An 18105-nucleotide genomic window follows, 5' to 3' on the forward strand; every position below is an offset into this window, starting at 1 on the left:
CGGCAGCGGTCGTCACCGTGTCACAGCCGGGCGAGGTCCGGCTGCCGCTCCACGACGTCCAGTTGGGGATCGGCGTTGAGCATCGCGTGGTGCAGCCGCTGCAGCTTGGGAGAGGGCTCCAGACCGATCGACTCGACCAGCGTGCCGTGCAGCCGCCGGTAGACGTCCAGCGCGTTGGAGGCCCGTCCGCAGCGGTAGAGCGCCAGCATGTAGTGCGCGTGCAGGTTCTGGTGCATCGGGTGGCGGGCCGTCAGCGAGGCCAGCTCGCCGATCAGGCTGGCGTGCCGGCCCAGCCCCAGGTCGGCGCTGATCCGGTCGTCGACGGTGCTCAGCCGGTTCTCCTCCAGCTGGATGGCCTCGATCGAGAGGATCTCGCCGAGCTGCAGGTCGGCCATGGCCGGGCCGCGCCACAGGTCGAGCGCGGCACGCAGCTGGATCGCCGCGGTCGCGCAGTCGCCGGCCCGCAGCGCCGACTGGCCGGCCTCCCGCAGCCGGTCGAACCGGGCCGCGTCGGTCTGCTCGACCGGGACGTCGAGCAGATAGCCGTTGTACTGGGTGCGCAGCAGCGTCTTGGGGCAGGTGCCGTCCGGCGCGAGTCCCTTGGCCAGCATGCGGCGCAGCTGCAGGATGTAGGTCTGCAGGGTGGTGGCCGCGCTGCGCGGCGGGTCGTACGACCACAGCTCGTGGAAGAGCGTCTCCACCGGCACCTTGGTGCCGGATCGGAGGGCGAGCAGGGCGAGAACCTGTCTAGGCTTCCCCGCGCTCGGCACCACCGACGTCCGTCCGAGCCTGGCGGTCAGTGGGCCCAGGATGCCGATCTCCACCGGAGTCTCCCTTCGTGCCTCGTGCTCCGTGCTGCGTTGCGAAGGCGCTGGTGTCGCGAAGGCTTTGCGTCGCGAACTCGCTGCTCACGATGGCCTTCGGACCTCGTGGACCCCAGGAGCGGGGATGCGCCTCGCAGCGTCTTCACCTTGGCACCCGGGGCGGCCCGGAACCCAGTGCCGGCCTCACCGATCGAGGGTGACTCGAGAACGGCCCGAGGCATGAGGATTTCACGGTCGATCGATGAGCGCGGCACTGTCCCGCGCTCCCGTCGCGAGCCCAGAATCCTCGTGCCGCTCCGGGAAGCCCGCAGCGGAGCCCGACGAGATCTGACGGCCCTTCACGACACCTGGGGGAGAACGTGTTCGGAACTGCCCTTCTCGACTCGCTGGACCTGATCGACCTGATGTCCCCGGCCGGGGACCACGACCTGGACCTGACGATCGTGGACCTCGACCACCCCGCCGCCGGACGCGCCGAGCTGTGCGTCTGCTTCTCGACCGACGGCCTGTAGGGGTTCTCCGGTGACCCGCAGAGCCGACTCGACCGCCGCACCCGTCGCCGACCACCGCCTGATCGGCTTCCGCAGCCATCTGCGCACCGAAGTGGTGCCCGGCGACGCGGCCTACCTGGTCTCCGACCAGGGTGTGACCGCCCTGCAAGGGGAGGGCATCGAACGGCTGGTGCCGCTGCTCGACGGCACCCGCGACCTCGCCGGCGTGCTGCGGGACGCCGCGCCCGGGCTCCCGGACGGCCGGGCCCGGCAGCTGATCGCCCGGCTCGCCCGGGCCGGGCTGATCGGCTACCACGGGGAGAGCGCCGCCGAGCCGGCCCGCCGCTCGGCGCGGGCCTACTGGGAACTGGCCGGCCTGGACGGCGCCGTCGCGCTCGGCCGGGTCGAGGCGGGCGCGGCGGTGCTGGCGGTCGGCGGCGCCGACGCGGGGGAGGTCGAGCAGGCCTGCCGGAACAACGGTCTGTCGGTCACCGCCGCGGCCGGTGCCGGGGAGCTGTCGGTGGTGGTCTGCGCCGACTACCTCGACCCGGCCCTGCGGGAGATCGACGCCGCCCACCGGGCCGCCGGGCGGGCCTGGCTGGCGGTCAAGCCCGGCGGCTCCAGCCCCTGGGTGGGCCCGGTGTTCGGCGCGGCCGACGGCCCGTGCTGGACCTGCCTGGCGCACCGGCTGCGCGCCCACCGGCGCTCCGAGGTGCCGGTGCAGCGGGCGCTGGGCCTGGCCGGCCCGGTGGCCCGGCCGGACACCTCGGTGCCCGCCGTCCGGGCGCTCGGCGCGCAGCTCGCCGCCCTGGAGGCGGCCAAGTGGCTGGCCGGCTACCGGCACCCGGGCCAGCGGGAGATCCGGGTGCTGGACAGTCTCGGCCTGGCCGTCCAGGGCCACCGGGTGAGCCGCCGCCCGCAGTGCCCCGAGTGCGGGGACCCGGGCCTGATGGCCGCCCAACTGGCCCGCCCGGTCGTCCCGGTGGCCCGGCCGAAGGCGGACGGCGCCGACTGCCACCGCGCCGAGACGCCGGAGCAGGTGTACGAGCGCTACGGCCCCCTGGTGAGCCCGGTGACCGGTGTGATCGCCGAGATCCGCCGGGACCCGCGCGCCCCGGTCCGGATCAACTGCTACCTCTCCGGCCGCAATCCGGTGGCCGGCTCCGCCGACCTCGCCCAACTGCGCGCCGGGCTGCGGCAGATGAGCGGCGGCAAGGGCGCGACCCCGCTGGAGGCGAAGGTCAGCGCGCTGTGCGAGGCGCTGGAGCGGCACTGCGGCGCGCTGCACGGCGACGAGACCCGGATCCGCGGCAGCTACCGGGAGTTGGCGGCGGAGGCGGTCCACCCGGACGACTGCCAGCTGTTCGACCCGCGCCAGTACACGGACCGGGAGCGCTGGAACGAGCGGCACTCCGTCTTCCAGTACGTGCCCGCGCCCTTCGACGAGACCGAGCCGGTGGACTGGACCCCGGTCTGGTCGCTGGCCGACGGCCGCCGGCGCCTGCTGCCCACCGGAATGCTCTACTACAGCTGCGCGGTCGGCCCGGTAACCCCACCCGCCGGCAGCCGGGCGCTGCGCGCCGACTCCAACGGCAACGCGGCCGGCAGCAGCCTGGAGGACGCGATCGTGCACGGCTTCCTCGAACTCGTCGAACGGGACGCGGTCGCGCTCTGGTGGTACAACCGCACCCGCCAACCGGCCGTCCGGATGGAGGAGTTCGGCGACATCTGGGACCGGGACGCGATGGAGCTCTACGCGGGCCTCAACCGCGAGGTGTGGGCCCTGGACCTCACCTCCGACCTCGGCATCCCGGTCTTCGCCGTGCTCTCCCGCCGCACCGACAAGCCCGCCGAGGACGTCATGTTCGGCTTCGGCGCGCACTTCGATGCCCGGATCGCCCTGCGGCGGGCCCTGACCGAGATGGGCCAGCTGCTGCCGGCCGCCCTCGGCGCGGCCCCCGACGGCACCGGCTACGACCTGGACGACCCCGAGCTGCTCTCTTGGTGGCGCGCGGCGACCGTGCGCAACCAGCCCTACCTGCTGCCCGATCCGGGGCGGGCGGCGCGCGGCCCGGCCGACTTCCCGGCCGGCCCGCGCCGTGACCTGGGCGAGGAGGTGGCCGCCTGCGTGGAGACCGTCCGCGCCCACGGCCTCGACCTGCTGGTGCTCGACCAGACCCGACCCGACATCGGCCTGCCGGTGGTCAAGGTCGTCGTCCCCGGCCTGCGCCAGTTCTGGGCCCGGTTCGCCCCGGGCCGCCTGTTCGACGTCCCTGTCGCCCTCGGACGGCTGGCCCGGCCCAGCCGCTACGAGGAGCTCAATCCGATCCCCCTGTTCGTCTGACCGACCGGTCGGACCGTCCGGCGGAGCCCCCGCCCGCCTTCAGCAATGAGGAGTCCCCCATGTCGACCAGCGACGGAATCCTCGCCGCGGCCCGTGCCGCCGGCGGAGCCCGCCCCCGCGCCCTGTGGTCCCTGCGCGAGGACGTCCTGGTCGAGCCGGCGGAGCCGGACGGTTCGCTGCTGCTGAGAGCCCGCTGGGGTGACTTCCGGCTGGACCGTCCGCACCCGCTGGTGGGGGAGACCCTGCGGCGGATGAGCCTGGGGCCGATCATGCTGGAGAACGTCTTCGCCGGGGCGATGCCCGCCTCCGGCGACGGCGAGCCGGTCCGGGACCAGGCCGGGCAGGCCGAGGTGCTGCGGGTGCTGCACCGGCTCCAGCACCTGGTGGTGCGCTCGCTCGGTCTGGAGGACGCGGCCCAACCGCTGCTGTCCGTGGTGCCGTTGGCCAGGGAGGCCCGGTTCCAGCCCGGGCCGGTCGACCCGGGCCGGCCGGTGCGGCTGTCCCGCTTCGCCTTCCTGCGCACCGAGGGCGCCGGCTTCGTGCTGGAGGCGCCCACCGCCCTGCACCGGGTCGAGCTGCACCGGCCGGAGAGCGCTCGGGTGGTCGGCATGCTCGGCCGCCCGGTGCGGCCGGCCGCGATCGTGCCGGAGTCGGGCCTGGCCGAACCGGTGGTGCTGGCGCTGCTGGCCCAACTGGCGGGCGCCGGGCTGCTCTCGGTCGCCGAGGACGGCGGGCCGCAGCCGTCGGCCTCGGTGGAGCTGATCCGGCTGTCCGCCCCCACCTTCGGCGAGGACCTCGACCCGGTGCTCGCCGCCTGGTCGGGCGTCGACCTGTTCTTCCACACCCGCAGCACCACCGGGCGCCACGACGGCCCGTACGGCGCGACCCACCCGCTGCGCGGGCGCACCGACCCCGAGCCCGCGCTGCGCCCGCTCCCGGCCGGCCGGCGCCACCCGCTGGCCCGCCCCGACCTCAAGCAGGTGCTGGCCGCGGACCCGGTGCTGACCGCGGTGATCGAGGGCCGCCGCTCGGTCCGCGAGTTCGGCACCGCCCCGTTCACCGCCGAGCAGCTCGGCGAGTTCCTGCACCGGACCGTACGCGTGCGCGGGCTGCGGCCGGCGCCCGCCGGCGACCCGACCGGCGAACCGGTCAGCGACCGCCCGTACCCCAGCGGGGACGGGGCGTACGAGCTGGAGTTCTACCCGGCCGTGCGGGGCTGCGCGGGGCTGCCGGACGGGATCTATTACTACGCACCTTCCGAGCATTGTCTGATCGCGGTCAATGAAGGTCCGGAGGAACTGGACGAACTGTTCGCCGAGGCCGCGCTCAGTGCCCGGCTGGCCACCCCGCCGGCCGTGGTCGTCGCCATCACCTCCCGGTACCGCCGGCTTTCCTGGAAATTCAGCGGCCTCGCGTACGCGCTGACGCTCAAACACGTCGGCGTGGTGACCCAGAGCATGTACCTGGTCGGGACGGCCATGGGCCTGGCCACCTGCGCGCTGCGCAGCGGCGACATCGAGCTGGCCGAACGGGCGCTGCGGGTCGACTGGCGGGCCGAGGCCACGGTCGGCGGCTTCGTCCTGGGCGCGCTCCCGGAGGGCAGCCGCCCGGCCCGGGAGGGGCGGGCGGATCCGGCCGATTTCACGGGCTGGGACGAGTGCGCGAACGAGGTGTCGGCGCGGGGATAGTCGCGCCCTATACTCCCCCCCAAGTCGCGTGGGGGGAGTACAGCTTGAGTGGAACCGTGCGTGTGCGGAACGAGCCGGACGGATCCGGAGACGCGGGGGGGCCGCCGACGAGGGAAAACAGACCGACCGGTTTCAACGCGCCCCCGCCCAGGCTGGCCTTGGCCATTGTGGTGATCGTGCAGCTCGGCTTCGTGCTGATCGGCTTTCTGAACATGGCGACAAGTCATCCGACGGACAGTCAATTCGTTGCCGCGAGCCTGACATTCACCGCCGCCTCGGCGCTCCAGTTCGTCCATTGCGCACCCCGGATGCAGCGCGTCCGGGAGCGCTACGGGCGCTGGACGCTGCTGGCGCAGGCGGTGCTGACGTACGTTCCGCTGGTGCTCTTCGGCTTCGCCTGGGGCGGGATGGCGGGTTTCCTCGGTTCCTCGGTGCTGCTCCTGCTGCGCGGCAAGCGGGCCGGGGCGGCCTTCGGGGCGGTGGTGGTGCTGTCCGGGGTCAGTGGCGCGCTGCTGGGCATCAGCGTGGCCGAGGCCGTCTACCTCACCGTGGCGACGGCGCTGACCGGCCTGATCGTCTTCGGCCTGACCAGGCTCGCCCAACTCGTCATCGAGGTGCAGCAGGCCCAGCAGGAGCTGGCCCGACTGGCCGTCACCCGGGAACGGCTGCGGTTCGCCCGCGACCTGCACGACCTGCTCGGCTACAGCCTCTCGGCGATCACCCTGAAGAGCGAGCTGACCTGCCGACTGGTCACGGCCAACCCGGAGCGGGCGCTGGACGAGCTCGGCGGGGTGCTGGAGATCTCCCGGCAGGCCCTGGCCGACGTGCGCGCGGTGGCCCGCGGCTACCGGGACATGTCGCTGGAGAGCGAGGCCGTCTCGGCGCGGTCGGTGCTCGCGGCCGCCGACATCGAGGCCCGGTTCGACCTCGGCGGCATCCAGCCCACCGGGGAGGCCGACACCGTGCTCGCCACCGTGCTGCGCGAGGGCGTCACCAACCTGCTGCGGCACAGCAAGGCGGAGTGCTGCGTCGTCAGGGGCGGTGTGGAGGGCGGGCGGCTGCGGCTCACCCTCTCAAACGACGGCGTCCCCGAGCGGGCAGCGCTCGGGGACGCGGACCGGCACGGCGGCGGGCTGGACAACCTGGAGGTGCGGCTCGCCAAGGTCGGCGGCAGGCTCAGCGCCGGGCCCGACGGGCGGGGGTGGTTCCACCTGGTGGCCGAGGTCCCGGTGTGAGCGGTGCGGCTAGAGCAGCCAGCCGGATTCCTCGGCCAGCCTGATCGCGTCGATCCGGTTGCGGGCGTTGAGCTTCGTCACGATCGTCGTCAGGTAGTTCCGGACCGTCCCGACCGACAGGTGCAGGGTCGCCGCGATCTCCGCCGCCTCGGCCCCGCCGGCGGCGGCCCGCAGCACCTCGGTCTCCCGCAGGGTCAGCGGGTTCTGGCCGCTGTCGAAGGCGTCCAGCAACAGCTGGGGGTCGATCACCCGCTGACCCGCGGCCACTCCGCGCACCGCCTCGGCGAGCTGCTTCGGCGGCGCGTCCTTCAGCAGGAAGCCGGACACCTGCGCCTCCAACGCCCGGCGCAGTGTGCCGGGCCGCCCCAGGCTGGTCAGGATCAGCGTCCGGCACTGCGGTAGTTCGGTCTTCAACAGGCGCGCGGCGGTCAGGCCGTCCATGCCCGGAAGGTCGATGTCGATGATCGCCACATCCGGCCCGGTCTCCAGCGCCTTCGGCACCACCAGATCACCGCGCTCGGTCTCCGCGACCACCTCGAGGTCGTCCTCCAGGTCCAGCAGTGCCACGAGCGCGCCTCGGACCATGTGCATGTCCTCGGCCAGCAGAATCCGTATCACCCGGTGATCCCCCCAGAGCCACGGCCGGGCGTGCCACCCGGACGGACCTCCGATGGTAGGGGAACCGGCGCCCGGGGGCGCCCGACACGCTCCGCGAGTTCGGCGGCCCCGGGCGGCCCCGCGCCCGCCGTTTCCCTCCCTCGTCCGCCCTCGTCCGCCCTCTCCCCGCCTCCGCCCCGCCTCCGCCTCGCCGGAGGCGGGGCGGTGGCTCAGCGGTGGGTGGCGGCGTGTTTGGCGAGTTCGAGCAGGGCCTCCAGGTCGTGGGCGGCTTCGGCCGTGCAGAGGGCGGTGGTGAGGGCGAGGGCGGTGAGGGCGGCGAGGGGCCAGCCGCGGGGAGTCGGGGTGGGGGCGAGGAGGGCGGTGACCCGGCGGGGGACCGGCCCGAGGGCGTGCGGGCGGAGGCGGCCGAGGATGGCGAGGGCGGCGGCCGGGATGCGGGTGCGGGCCCGGGTGCGGCGGGCGGCGAGGGCGGCCTTGCCGATGGTGCGGGCGACCTGTTCGCGGTCGCCGACGGCTGCGGCGGCGCTCTCGTCGGCCCAGCGTTCCACGGTGAAGGTGACCGTGTCGGCGAGCGGCCGCAGGAACGGGTTGGCGGCGGCGCCGAGTTGGGCGAGGGCGACGAACAGGTAGTGGCGGTGGGCGAGGTGGGCCCGTTCGTGGGCGAGCAGGACTTTCCGCTCGGCCGGGTCGAGCGCCGCGAGCATGCCGGTGGAGACCACGATCCGGCCCGGCCGTCCGGGTATCGCGTACGCCTCGGCGGCCGGGTCGTCGACCACGACCAGCTGCTGACGCCCCGGCAGGCAGGCAGCCTCGGTGGCCGCCCGGGCCAGGGTGCGGGCGCGCCGCCACAGCATCCGCCCTGCTGTCGCGAGGGCGGCGGTGAGCAGGGCGCCGGCGAGTACGGCCACCGAGAAGGAGGCCGGGTCGTGGTGTTGGGCGGCGGGCGCCGACCAGTGGTCGTGGGCGAGCCGGGCCAGCAGCGGGATCCGGATCAGCCCGGTGACGGTGAGCATGCCGAGCGCCGCGGTGCTGGCGGCGGCCAGGACCAGCGAGCCGACGGTGAGCAGCCAGGTGGCCGGCCGGGGCGGCAGCCGTTCGCCGACCGGCCGGGCGAGGAGTGCGGCGAGCAGGGGGAGGAGCAGCGGCAGGTAGACGGCGATGCGCATCGGGCCGGCTACGCTCCGGGTCCGAGCGCTCCCGGGCCGAGCAGTCGGCGCAGGAACTCCTCGTCGTCGTCGGAGAGTTCGTCGATGAAGTGGGTGAGGACGGCCTCGCGGTCGCTGCGTCCGTCGAGCATCCGGCTCATCTTGCGGGCGGCGAGTTCGGACTCGTCGGAGACGACGGTGTAGGCGTAGGCGCGGCCGCGCTTGGCCCGGCTGAGCAGGCCCTTGTCGTGCATGCGGGTGAGGGCGGTGACGACGGTGGAGTACGCGAGCCGGGCGTCGACCCGTTCGAGTGCCTCGCCGGGGGTGAGCGCCTCGGGGGCGGAGTGTCGGAGGGCGGCCAGGATCTCGGCTTCCAGCTCGCCTTTGGCTCGACCTTCGGTCGGGGTGGGTTCGTGTACGCCCACGGACTTGGTCACCTCCCGCGCTATCTTCTACATTCCACGTAGAAGTTCTACGTCTGATCGTAGAAGTTTCTGCCTGCCCAGAGTCTGTCATGCCCCGCGCCGCGCGCGAGTGGCGGGCAGCGTACCGAGGAGGACGTGCGGTGAGTACATCAGCGGCGGCCGAAGCCCCACCCCAGACCACCACGGCCGCCCGCGCCGAGGCCCTGACCAAGGCGTACGGCTCCGGCGAGACCAGGGTGGTCGCCCTGGACGCGGTCGACGTCGCCGTCCGGCGCGGCGAGTTCGTGGCGATCATGGGACCGTCCGGCTCCGGCAAGTCCACCCTGATGCACTGCCTGGCCGGCCTGGACACCGCCACCTCCGGGCAGATCCTCATCGGCGACACCGAGATCACCCGGCTCAAGGACAAGAAGCTCACCCAGCTGCGCCGCGACAAGGTCGGCTTCGTCTTCCAGGCGTTCAACCTGCTCCCCACGCTCACCGCGCTGGAGAACATCACGCTGCCGATGGACATCGCGGGCCGCAAGCCCGACCAGGCCTGGGTGGACAAGGTGATCGACACCGTCGGCCTGTCCGGGCGCCTGAAGCACCGGCCGACCGAGCTGTCCGGCGGCCAGCAGCAGCGCGTCGCGTGCGCCCGCGCGCTGGCGAGCCGGCCGGAGATCATCTTCGCCGACGAGCCCACCGGCAACCTCGACTCCCGAGCCGGAGCCGAGATCCTCTCCTTCCTGCGCCAGTCCGTCGACGACCTGGGCCAGACCATCGTGATGGTCACCCACGACCCGGTCGCCGCCTCCTACGCCGACCGCGTCCTCTTCCTCGCCGACGGCCGGATCGTGGACGAGCTCCCGGAGCCCACCGCCGACTCCGTACTGGACCGGATGCGCCGGTTCGACGGCGCCGGGCGCAGGAGCTGACGACGTGCTCAAGGCAAGCCTCCGCAACTTCCTGGCCCACAAGGGCCGCATGGCACTGTCCACCCTCGCCGTCCTGCTCGGTGTCGCGTTCGTCTCCGGCACGCTCGTCTTCTCCGACACCATCAACGTGGCGTTCACCAGCATCGCCGGCTCGACCGCCGCCGACGTGACGATCAAGCCGAAGCAGGCGTTCACCCCCGAGGTCGAGGACCGCGGCCTGTCCGGCGAGACCCCGACCCTGCCCGCCGCCGTCGTGGCCAAGGTCGCCGCCGTCCCGGGCGTGCGGGCCGCGCACGGCCAGGTGAGCCTGCAGAACCTCACCGTCGTCGACAAGGACAACAAGCCGGTCGGCCCGACGACGGGAGCCCCGACGCTCGGCCAGAACTGGTACGACGACCCGCAGGTCCACCTGGTGCAGGGCCACGCCCCGGCGCACATCGGCGAGATCGTCCTCGACCAGGCCAGCGCCCGGCACAAGGGCATCCACCTCGGCGACCCGCTGCACGTCCTCACCCCGTCCGGCTCCACCCCGGGCACCCTGGTCGGCGTCGTCACCTTCACGACCGGGCAGAAAGAATCGTCGGGGGCGGGCGTGACCATGGCCTACCTCGACACCGCCACCGCCCAGGCCCAACTGCTCGGCAAGCCCGACCAGTTCACCGGCGTCACGGTCGACACCGATCCGGGTGTCGGCCACGCCACCGCCCAGCAGCGGATCAAGGCGGCGCTCGGCGAGGGCTACTCGGTGGCCACCAAGGAGGAGCAGGCGCAGACCGCCGCCCAGCAGATCAGCTCCTTCCTCAGCGTGGTGACGCTCGCCCTGCTCGGCTTCGCCGGACTGGCGGTACTGGTCGGGATCTTTCTGATCCTCAACACCTTCGCGATGCTGGTCGCCCAGCGGACGCGCGAGTTGGGCCTGCTGCGCGCGTTGGGCGCGGGCCGGGGCCAGGTGCTGCGCTCGGTGCTGACCGAGGCGCTGCTGCTCGGCGTCATCGGCTCCACGCTCGGCCTCGGGGTCGGCATCGGCCTGGCGGCCGGCCTGAAGTCGCTGATCTCGCAGTTCGGCGTCGACCTGTCCGGCACCGCGCTGGTCGTCGACCCGGTGACCCCGGTGGCGGCGTACGCCGTGGGCGTGCTGGTGACGCTGATCGCCGCGTACCTCCCGGCCCGGCGCGCCGCCCGGATCTCCCCGATGGCCGCCCTGCGCGAGGCCGCCGTACCCGTCGCGCCGAGGCTCGGCCGGCGGACGGCACTCGGCGCGGTGCTGCTGGTGGCGGGGCTGGGTCTGCTGTACGGGGCCGCCACGCACCACGCCACGATCATCACGGCGGGGGCGCTGCTCGGCGGCGGGATCGTCGCGTCGCTGCTCGCGCTGGTGGTGCTCGGCCCGGCGCTGTCACGGGTGGTCGTGTACGGGCTGGGCGCGCCGTACCCGGCGCTCTTCGGCACGGTCGGGCGGATGAGCCGGCTGAACGCCGTCCGCAACCCCCGGCGTACCGGGGCGACGGCGGGCGCGCTGATGATCAGCCTGTCGCTGGTCGGCGCGGTCGCGGTGCTGGCGGCCTCGCTGACGGCGTCCGTGGACAAGGACGTCGACAACACCTTCGGCGCCGACTACGTACTCTCCGGCAACGGTGCCACGCCGATCGGGCACGAGGTGACGGACCGGGTCAAGGCCATCCCGGGCGTGCAGGCCGTCACCCGGCAGCGGTACGCGGTGGCGCACCTGAACGGGTTCCAGCTGGTGCTGTCGGGCGTGGACGTCGCGACCGTGGACCGGGCCGTCAAGCCCCAGTACGTCGCGGGTTCCACGGCGGACGTGGCGGCGGGCAAGGTGATGGTCGACCAGACCACCGCCGGCGCCGACCACCTCTCGGTGGGCTCGCAGGTCGAACTCCACTTCCTGAACGGCCGGATGGGCACGCTGACGGTCGGCGCGATCAGCAAGCCACCGGCGGGCGCGGGCAAGGACGGCGGCAGCTGGGAGGTGTCCCTCGACACCCTCGACAGGTTCGCCCCCGAGGCGCAGGACTTCACGCTCTACCTCAACACCGCGGCCGGTGCTGACCGTTCGAAGGTCCAGGCCGGTCTGGACGCGGCGCTCGCGGGGTACCCGCAGGTGACCGTGCAGAGCCAGGCCGACTACAAGAAGTCGATCACCGGCCAGGTCGACACGGTGTTGTACCTGGTCTACGCCCTGCTCGCGCTGGCGATCGTCATCGCGGTGCTGGGAGTGGTCAACACCCTTGCCCTGTCGGTGATCGAGCGCACGAGGGAGATCGGCCTGCTGCGCGCGATCGGCACCTCACGCGGGCAGGTCGGCCGGATGGTCCGGCTGGAGTCGGTACTGATCGCCGTGCACGGCGCGCTGCTGGGGCTGGGCCTGGGCCTCGTCTGGGGCGTCGCGGGCCAGAAGGTGCTGGAGCTGTACGGCATCACGGCGCTGAGCATCCCGTGGACGACGATCCTCGCGGTGCTGGTCGGCGCGGCCGTCGCCGGACTGGCCGCGGCGGTGCTGCCCGCGGTGAAGGCGGCCCGGATGCGGGTGTTGGGGGCCATCGCCACCTCGTGACGGCAGCGGCGGGGGGGGGGGGGGGGGGGGGGGGGGGGGGGGGGGGGGGGGGGGGGGGGGGGGGGGGGGCGGGGCGGCCCGCCCCCCCCCCCCCCCCCCCCGGGGGGGCGCCCGCCCCCGCGGGGGCGCCCCCCCCCACCGCCGTGATCATTCCCGTGGGCGGCTTCCACCACGGCGCCGACCCGCCGCCCGTCCAGGTTGACCGCATGACCGAGGCCCTGATGAACGATGCTCGCTACCTCCGGCGACCGCGGCGGCGGGCGAACTTCGTCTCCGCCTTGAGCAGCAGGGGCATCAGCGCGTAGCTGACGACCGGGACGACGAGGGCGGTCATCACCAGGGTCCGCAGCGGCAGCGGCAGATGGCCGAGGTAGGGGCCGAGCAGGACGAAGGCGGCGGTGATGGTCGGGTAGACGGCGAGCCAGGTGAGCAGGGCCCGGCGGTGCGCGGACGGGGCTGCGGGTGCCGGTGCGGTGATGCTGTCGGTGCTCATGGTGCTCATGGCGCGTTCCTCCCCTTGGCGATCGGCTGGAGCCAGAATCTCCAACCCTTCGGTTGGAGATTCTGGCAGAGGCCTGCGCGGATGTCCAACTATCGGGTTGGAGATTCGCGCTATGGTTGAGCCATGGCCTGGGACACCGCACGCACGCAGCAACTCCTCCTCGATGCCGCGGTCGAGGAGTTCGCCGAGTTCGGCCCGGACGGTGCCCGGATCGCCCGGGTGGCCACCCGGGCGGGTGTGAACAAGGAGCGGATCTACCAGTACTTCGGCAACAAGGAGCAGCTCTTCTCCGCGGTGCTGACGTCCGAACTCGGCAAGCTGGCGGAAGCGGTGCCGCTCGTCCTGGAGCGGGGGCGGGACCTTGGCGACTATGCCGGACGCGTCTTCGACTATCACTCGGCCAACCCGCACTTCTCCCGCCTGCTGGCCTGGGAGGGCCTGCAGCGTGGCACGGCGTCCCAGGAGTTGGCGGCCGGGCCCGAACGCACCGCGCACTACGGCGAGAAGGTCGCCACCCTTGCGGCCGCGCAGCAGGCCGGCGAGCTGGCCGAGGACGTGGATCCGGCGCGACTGATGTTCGCGGTGATCGGCCTGGTGAACGCGTGGTTCACGCTGCCGCAGATGGTCCGCCTGCTCATGCCCGGCACGAGCGACGCCGCAACGGACCGGGAGGCCGTCGTCACCCTGGTCCGCCGCCTGACGAAGCCCGCCGCCTGACGAACCCACCGCCGGCTGTGCCCAGCCCGGGCCCCCGGCGGCCCGAGTATTTGACCCGCAGGTCAAATTATCGCTACGGTAGTGGCATGGGCAGGCCGAAGAGCTTCGAACCGGACGTGGTCATCGCGCAGGCGATGGAGACGTTCTGGACCAAGGGCTACGCCGGCACGTCCCCCGCCGACCTCGCCGAAGCGACCGGAGTGGCCAAGGGCAGCCTGTACCACTCCTTCGGCTCCAAGCGGGAGTTGTTCGCCAAGGCGTTGGACCTCTACGGCCGGATGGGCTCGGAGGTGACCGAGGAGTTCCTCTCGCGGCCGGGCACCACCAAGGAGCGCATCCGTGCGTACTTCGTGCTGCTCGTGGACATGGACCTGGACGGGCCGGTCCGTCGCGGGTGTCTGGCCCAGAACACGGTCGAGGAGCTCGGCGGGCGGGACGAGGACGCCACTCGCAAGGTGCACCGCATCGAGGAGCGCATGATCGAGCTGTTCGCGGCCCGCATCGAGCGGGGGAAGCGGGACGGCGACGTCGACCGAGGTGTCGACGCCAGGACGCAGGCGCTGTTTCTCCAGACCACCCTTGCGGGGCTGCGGGTCATGGCCAAGACGTTCGACCGGTCGGTCCTGTACCGGATCATCGACACGGCCTTGGTGGGCCTCTGAGGCGCAACACCTCGCGGGACGGCATTTTTTGTGCCCTCATTTTAGACCTTCAGTTCAAGAATCAGTGAATCAAGAAGGAGAGACCATGGACCTCGGCATCAGCGGAAAGACCGCGCTGGTCACCGGCGCGAGTCGCGGCATCGGCCTCGCGATCGCGCAGACCCTGGCCGCGGAGGGTGTCCGGGTGGTGGGTGCCGCCCGGACCGTCACCCTGGAGCTGGAGAAGGTCGCCGCCGCGGCCGTGTCCGTCGACCTGAGCACCCGCGACGGGGCGCGGTCGATCGTCGATCAGGCGCTCGCCGCGGTCGGCGGGATCGACTTCCTCGTCAACAACGTCGGCGCGGGCGACCCCGAAAACCTGTCCCTCGACGGGTTCCTGGACGTCGACGACGAGCAGTGGCAGACGATCTTCGACCTCAACCTGTTCAGCGCGGTGTGGACCACCAAGGCGGCGCTGCCGAGCATCCTGGAGCGCAAGGGCGCGATCGTGAACATCTCCTCGATCAATGCCCGCATGCCCACCGGCGCGCCGATCGGCTACGCGGAGGCCAAGGCCGCGCTGAACCAGTTCGGGAAGCGGCTCAGCGAGGAGCTGGCGCCGCGTGGGGTCCGCGTGAACACCGTTTCCCCGGGCCCCACGGCCAGTCCGCTGTGGACCGACCCGGACGGGTTCGGCGGCAAGGTGGCCGCCGCGTCCGGGGTGGGCCACGGCGACTTGCTCGCAGGCCTGCCCGGGCAGTTCGGCATCGCCTCGGGGCGCTTCACCGCACCCGAGGAGGTCGCGGACCTGGTCGCCTTCCTGCTCTCCGAGCGTGCCGGCAACATTCACGGCGCCGACCACGTGATCGACGGCGGCGCCCTCAAGACCGTCTGACAGGGCTGCGGTGGCCACTCGGCGTAGTCGGCAGACCGGCACGACAGCGGCAAGTGAGGGATCAGCCCCTGTCAGGCGGGCGGACAGGCTTCGAGCAGGGCGTCCACCACGACGCCGATCGAGGGGCGCGCGGCCGAGGTGGATCGCCAGATGGCGAAGACGCGGCGGCGCGGGGCGTCCGCCAGGGGCACGAACCGCACCGGCGCGTTCGTCGCCTCCCGTCCCAGGCGCGGGATGATCGCGATGCCCAGTCCTGCCGCGACCAGCGCGATCTGCGTCGGGTGTTCCGAGGCGGTGTGGGCGATGCGGGGCTTCTGGACGCTGCGCACCAGCCGTTCGTGGCACAGTTGCCCGACGCTTGAGGTGATCCAGTCCTCGTCGCCGAGATCGTCCAGCCTCAGCGTCGGACGGTCGGCGAGCCGATGGTCCGAGGGCAGGGCGATGTCGTAGGTGTCGTCGAGGAGGGCGCGGTGGTCCAACCCCTGGGGCAGGGCGAGCGGATCATCGATCCAGTCCTCGACGACCGCCAGGTCGAGCAGCCCGCGCCGCACCGCCGGGATGGCCTCGTACGGTTCCTGCTCCCGCGCCGAGACCGTCAGATCCGGGTACCGCGACCGCAGGGCCCGCAGCGCCGGGGGGAGCAGCCCGCGCGCGGCGGTCGGGAAGGCCGCGACCGTGAGGTGGCCGCTCACCACTCCACGGTGCTGCGCCATCGCCGCCATGACGCGCTCCGCCTGCGCGAGCAACTCCTCGGCCTGATCGGCGAGTAAGGTGCCGGCCTCGGTGAGGCGGATGCCGCGGCCTTGACGTTCTGTGAGATGCGCCCCGGTCTCCTGCTCCAGCCGCGTCAGCTGTTGAGAGACCGCCGACGTGGTTACGTGCAGGAGTCTTGCGGCGCCCACGACGGATCCGGTCATCGCCACCGCGTGGAGGACGCGCAGGCGTTCGAGGTTCAACATCTAAGCGATGCTACGAGGTGCGGTCCACAGACATTCACTTGTGCCTGGTGGTGATCGAATCCAGAGTGGACGGGTTGCCACGGGCCATCGGCATCGGGGGCGAACGCCGGTCACAGGGGAACCGGCGTCCGTCCCCGGTCCGGTGCCCGGGACCTCGCGATCAGAGGAGTCCGAAGTCGAACTCACCTGCGGCTACTGCGTTGATGAAGGACTCGTGTGCCGCACGGTCGAAGGCCAGCGCAGGACCGCTCGGATCCTTCGAGTCGCGGACACAGGAACCCTCCCTGGTCAGGGTGGCAACTTCAACGCAGTTGTCGTTACCCCCGCTGTAGCTCGACTCCTTGAAGGCGAACCCGGTGGCAGAAGCATCGGCGTAGTAGTTGGTCACTTGATTTTGTCCCTCTGTGCGGTGATGAAGTCGAGCGATGAGTCGACTGACAAGGCCTCAGCCGTGATCTCCTGAAATTTCGCTCGGTAGAGCTCCACGTCGGTCGGGTCCTCAACCCAAAGACTGCTGATCAGGCCTTCAGCCAGAACGACGTCCAGGTCCGCACGTTGGGGAAACCCGAGCAGGGCGAAGGCGCCCGCCATCCCCGGGTGGACTGCCGCTCCTGTCGGCATGACCTGGATGTTGACATTGGACAGGCGGCTCAACGAGATCAGTTTGTCCAGCTGGGCGGACATGATGTCGGTGCGGTTGGCGTTCGCATGCAGAGCCGCCTCATGAATTACGGCCCAGACCTGGACAGGATTTGGCCTGGTGAGGATCGACTGTCGTGCCATCCGGACCTGAACCATGTCTTCGACCGTGCCGCCGGACTCAGTTCGAAGCCGGTCGATGATGATGCGGGCGTACTCAGGGGTTTGGAAGAGCCCAGGGATGAACGCCGGCTCGTAGGTCCTCAGCGTCGAGGCATCGGACTCCAACAGGATCAGGTCCGTGGCGGTCGCGTGGAGGACGTCTCGATAGCTCAGCCACCAGCCCCGCTTGCTGCCGTCCTTGGTGATGGCGATCAGCCCGGCTCGGAAGTCCTCGTCGTCGCACCCGTAGTAGTCGAGGAGCTTGTTGACATCCTCGATCTTGGCTGCGGTGTGAGCTGTCTCGATCCGAGTGAGTTTGGGCTGGCTCATCCCGGTGGCCTCTGCGACCACTTCTGCGGTGAGCTTCCGTTCCTCACGGAGCTTCCGCAGCATGCCGCCGAGCCTCCGACGGCGAACGGTCGAGACTGCCATGTTGTCCCCTCCTGAGCTGTCAGTTGACCAGTCTGCCTGCGAGAAGGGCACCACCGCTACCAACAACTGGCGGCCTAGACCGCCGAATTCAGAAGCGACATGGCCAGCACGAAGTACACGCCGACGCGAGAGGGCAGGAGTCGCCGGCGGCGTTCCACCGCGCGGTTCTCTTCGAGTACCGCGTCAACGAGTTCGACGGGAAGGTAGCGGGTGAGCTCACCCAGATGACCTGGCGCAAGAGCGGGATCTCCGCCTCTTGCAGGGCAATCTGGCCGAGCGATGGCAGACTGGTCAGCCAACGGGACCTCTTCAGCAAGCAGATCTTGGTGGATCACTTGCTATACGGGAGGTCCCGTCCTCATGTCCGCAGTTCAGCCCGGCACCACTCTCTTGACGGACCCACACGAGCCCTAACAACTTGGGGAGCGATAGAGGCGGGTCCTCGGCCATGACGTGAAGGCGGCCGTGCCATGCTGCTCCTCCAGCACCCCACCCGGTGACAGACGCGGTCCGAAAACGCCTGGACCGTCAGACCCGCCTCGGCCATGATCCTCACGTGACCACCTACCTCGAGTCCGAGCGCCTGACCCTGCGCCCCTTCGCCGCCGCCGACGCGGACCTGCTGATCGAGCTGGACAGCGACCCGGCGGTGATGCGCTACCTGACCGGCGGCGCTCCGACTCCGCCGGAGGAGGTCCGCGACCTCGCCATCCCCAGCATCCTCGCCGGCTACGAGCGCTGGGATCACGACCTCGGCCTGTTCGCCGCGCACGAGAAGGACGGCGGCGCGTTCGTCGGCTGGTTCTGAAGTTCCACCCTGCGGTTGGACACTCTCTGTCTACGCCGCGAGGGTGTGACCTTGCCGGTGCCGCCGCCGAATCTCGAGTGGCGTGAGGTAG

General features: G+C 71.9%; 18 protein-coding genes and 1 pseudogene. 10 read left to right on the forward strand and 9 right to left on the reverse strand.

The features are described from left to right. Positions 1-20 precede the first annotated feature (20 nt). Positions 21-824 carry a BTAD domain-containing putative transcriptional regulator gene (locus ACGF12_RS27205; protein WP_380613130.1) on the reverse strand — a complete coding sequence of 268 codons (804 nt, stop codon included), beginning with the start codon at positions 822-824 and terminating at the stop codon, positions 21-23. Positions 825-1183: 359 nt separating this feature from the next. On the opposite strand from ACGF12_RS27205, the gene ACGF12_RS27210 reads away from it, so the two are divergent. From ACGF12_RS27210 to ACGF12_RS27225, 4 genes are all read left to right on the forward strand, one after another. Continuing rightward, entirely contained in the window at positions 1184-1336 is a 153-nt protein-coding gene (locus tag ACGF12_RS27210; protein ID WP_393035253.1) for a hypothetical protein, read from the forward strand. A 10-nt stretch (positions 1337-1346) separates the two neighbouring features. Next, a complete protein-coding gene (locus ACGF12_RS27215) occupies positions 1347-3659 on the forward strand; it encodes a TOMM precursor leader peptide-binding protein (RefSeq protein ID WP_393035256.1) in 2313 nt (770 codons plus the stop codon). A 59-nt stretch (positions 3660-3718) separates the two neighbouring features. Then, positions 3719-5347: a SagB family peptide dehydrogenase gene (locus tag ACGF12_RS27220; RefSeq protein WP_393035259.1), complete on the forward strand. Its 1629-nt coding sequence runs from the start codon at positions 3719-3721 to the stop codon at positions 5345-5347. Between the two features lie 167 nt (positions 5348-5514). After that, positions 5515-6582, forward strand: a complete 1068-nt coding sequence (locus ACGF12_RS27225; RefSeq protein ID WP_393035305.1) for a sensor histidine kinase — start codon at positions 5515-5517, stop codon at positions 6580-6582. 9 nt (positions 6583-6591) lie between these two features. On the opposite strand, the gene ACGF12_RS27230 is transcribed toward ACGF12_RS27225, so the two are convergent. From ACGF12_RS27230 to ACGF12_RS27240, 3 genes are all read right to left on the reverse strand, one after another. Beyond that, positions 6592-7200 (reverse strand): DNA-binding response regulator, encoded by a 609-nt coding sequence (locus tag ACGF12_RS27230; RefSeq protein ID WP_393035262.1) that lies wholly within the window; start codon positions 7198-7200, stop codon positions 6592-6594. Between the two features lie 209 nt (positions 7201-7409). After that, positions 7410-8366: a M56 family metallopeptidase gene (locus ACGF12_RS27235; RefSeq protein ID WP_393035265.1), complete on the reverse strand. Its 957-nt coding sequence runs from the start codon at positions 8364-8366 to the stop codon at positions 7410-7412. Between the two features lie 8 nt (positions 8367-8374). Continuing rightward, the gene (locus tag ACGF12_RS27240; protein WP_393035267.1) at positions 8375-8770 is read right to left on the reverse strand and encodes a BlaI/MecI/CopY family transcriptional regulator; all 396 of its coding nucleotides are present in this window, start codon (positions 8768-8770) and stop codon (positions 8375-8377) included. Between the two features lie 89 nt (positions 8771-8859). On the opposite strand from ACGF12_RS27240, the gene ACGF12_RS27245 reads away from it, so the two are divergent. Both ACGF12_RS27245 and ACGF12_RS27250 read left to right on the forward strand, forming a co-directional pair. Next, a complete protein-coding gene (locus ACGF12_RS27245) occupies positions 8860-9687 on the forward strand; it encodes an ABC transporter ATP-binding protein (protein WP_393035270.1) in 828 nt (275 codons plus the stop codon). A gap of 4 nt (positions 9688-9691) precedes the next feature. Next, positions 9692-12259, forward strand: coding sequence for an ABC transporter permease (locus ACGF12_RS27250; RefSeq protein ID WP_393035273.1), 2568 nt, complete (start codon positions 9692-9694; stop codon positions 12257-12259). 235 nt (positions 12260-12494) lie between these two features. Here the strand turns inward: ACGF12_RS27250 and ACGF12_RS27255 are convergent, their stop codons facing one another. Further along, positions 12495-12761, reverse strand: coding sequence for a hypothetical protein (locus ACGF12_RS27255; RefSeq protein ID WP_393035276.1), 267 nt, complete (start codon positions 12759-12761; stop codon positions 12495-12497). A gap of 123 nt (positions 12762-12884) precedes the next feature. Between ACGF12_RS27255 and ACGF12_RS27260 the strand changes: the two genes are divergently transcribed. The 3 genes from ACGF12_RS27260 (at position 12885) to ACGF12_RS27270 (ending at position 15014) form a co-directional block, all read left to right on the forward strand. Next, the gene (locus ACGF12_RS27260) at positions 12885-13478 is read left to right on the forward strand and encodes a TetR family transcriptional regulator (protein ID WP_393035279.1); all 594 of its coding nucleotides are present in this window, start codon (positions 12885-12887) and stop codon (positions 13476-13478) included. A gap of 86 nt (positions 13479-13564) precedes the next feature. After that, on the forward strand, positions 13565-14140 hold the full coding sequence (locus ACGF12_RS27265; protein ID WP_393035282.1) for a TetR/AcrR family transcriptional regulator: 576 nt from the start codon (positions 13565-13567) through the stop codon (positions 14138-14140). 85 nt (positions 14141-14225) lie between these two features. Then, the gene (locus ACGF12_RS27270; RefSeq protein ID WP_393035285.1) at positions 14226-15014 is read left to right on the forward strand and encodes an SDR family oxidoreductase; all 789 of its coding nucleotides are present in this window, start codon (positions 14226-14228) and stop codon (positions 15012-15014) included. A 71-nt stretch (positions 15015-15085) separates the two neighbouring features. On the opposite strand, the gene ACGF12_RS27275 is transcribed toward ACGF12_RS27270, so the two are convergent. The 4 genes and pseudogenes from ACGF12_RS27275 to ACGF12_RS27290 form a co-directional block, all read right to left on the reverse strand. Then, a complete protein-coding gene (locus ACGF12_RS27275; protein WP_393035288.1) occupies positions 15086-15973 on the reverse strand; it encodes a LysR family transcriptional regulator in 888 nt (295 codons plus the stop codon). Between the two features lie 160 nt (positions 15974-16133). Then, the gene (locus ACGF12_RS27280; RefSeq protein ID WP_393035291.1) at positions 16134-16361 is read right to left on the reverse strand and encodes a DUF397 domain-containing protein; all 228 of its coding nucleotides are present in this window, start codon (positions 16359-16361) and stop codon (positions 16134-16136) included. After that, positions 16358-17206: a helix-turn-helix transcriptional regulator gene (locus tag ACGF12_RS27285; protein WP_393035294.1), complete on the reverse strand. Its 849-nt coding sequence runs from the start codon at positions 17204-17206 to the stop codon at positions 16358-16360. Before ACGF12_RS27285 ends, ACGF12_RS27280 begins: the two co-directional genes overlap by 4 nt. A gap of 92 nt (positions 17207-17298) precedes the next feature. Further along, positions 17299-17505 (reverse strand): annotated as a pseudogene (locus ACGF12_RS27290) (transposase domain-containing protein); the annotation flags it as partial. 257 nt (positions 17506-17762) lie between these two features. Between ACGF12_RS27290 and ACGF12_RS27295 the strand changes: the two are divergent. Then, on the forward strand, positions 17763-18014 hold the full coding sequence (locus ACGF12_RS27295; protein WP_393035297.1) for a GNAT family N-acetyltransferase: 252 nt from the start codon (positions 17763-17765) through the stop codon (positions 18012-18014). The last annotated feature ends 91 nt before the right edge of the window (positions 18015-18105 follow it).

Origin of the sequence: Kitasatospora sp. NPDC048296, assembly GCF_043201815.1 — a bacterium.
GTDB lineage: Bacteria > Actinomycetota > Actinomycetes > Streptomycetales > Streptomycetaceae > Kitasatospora.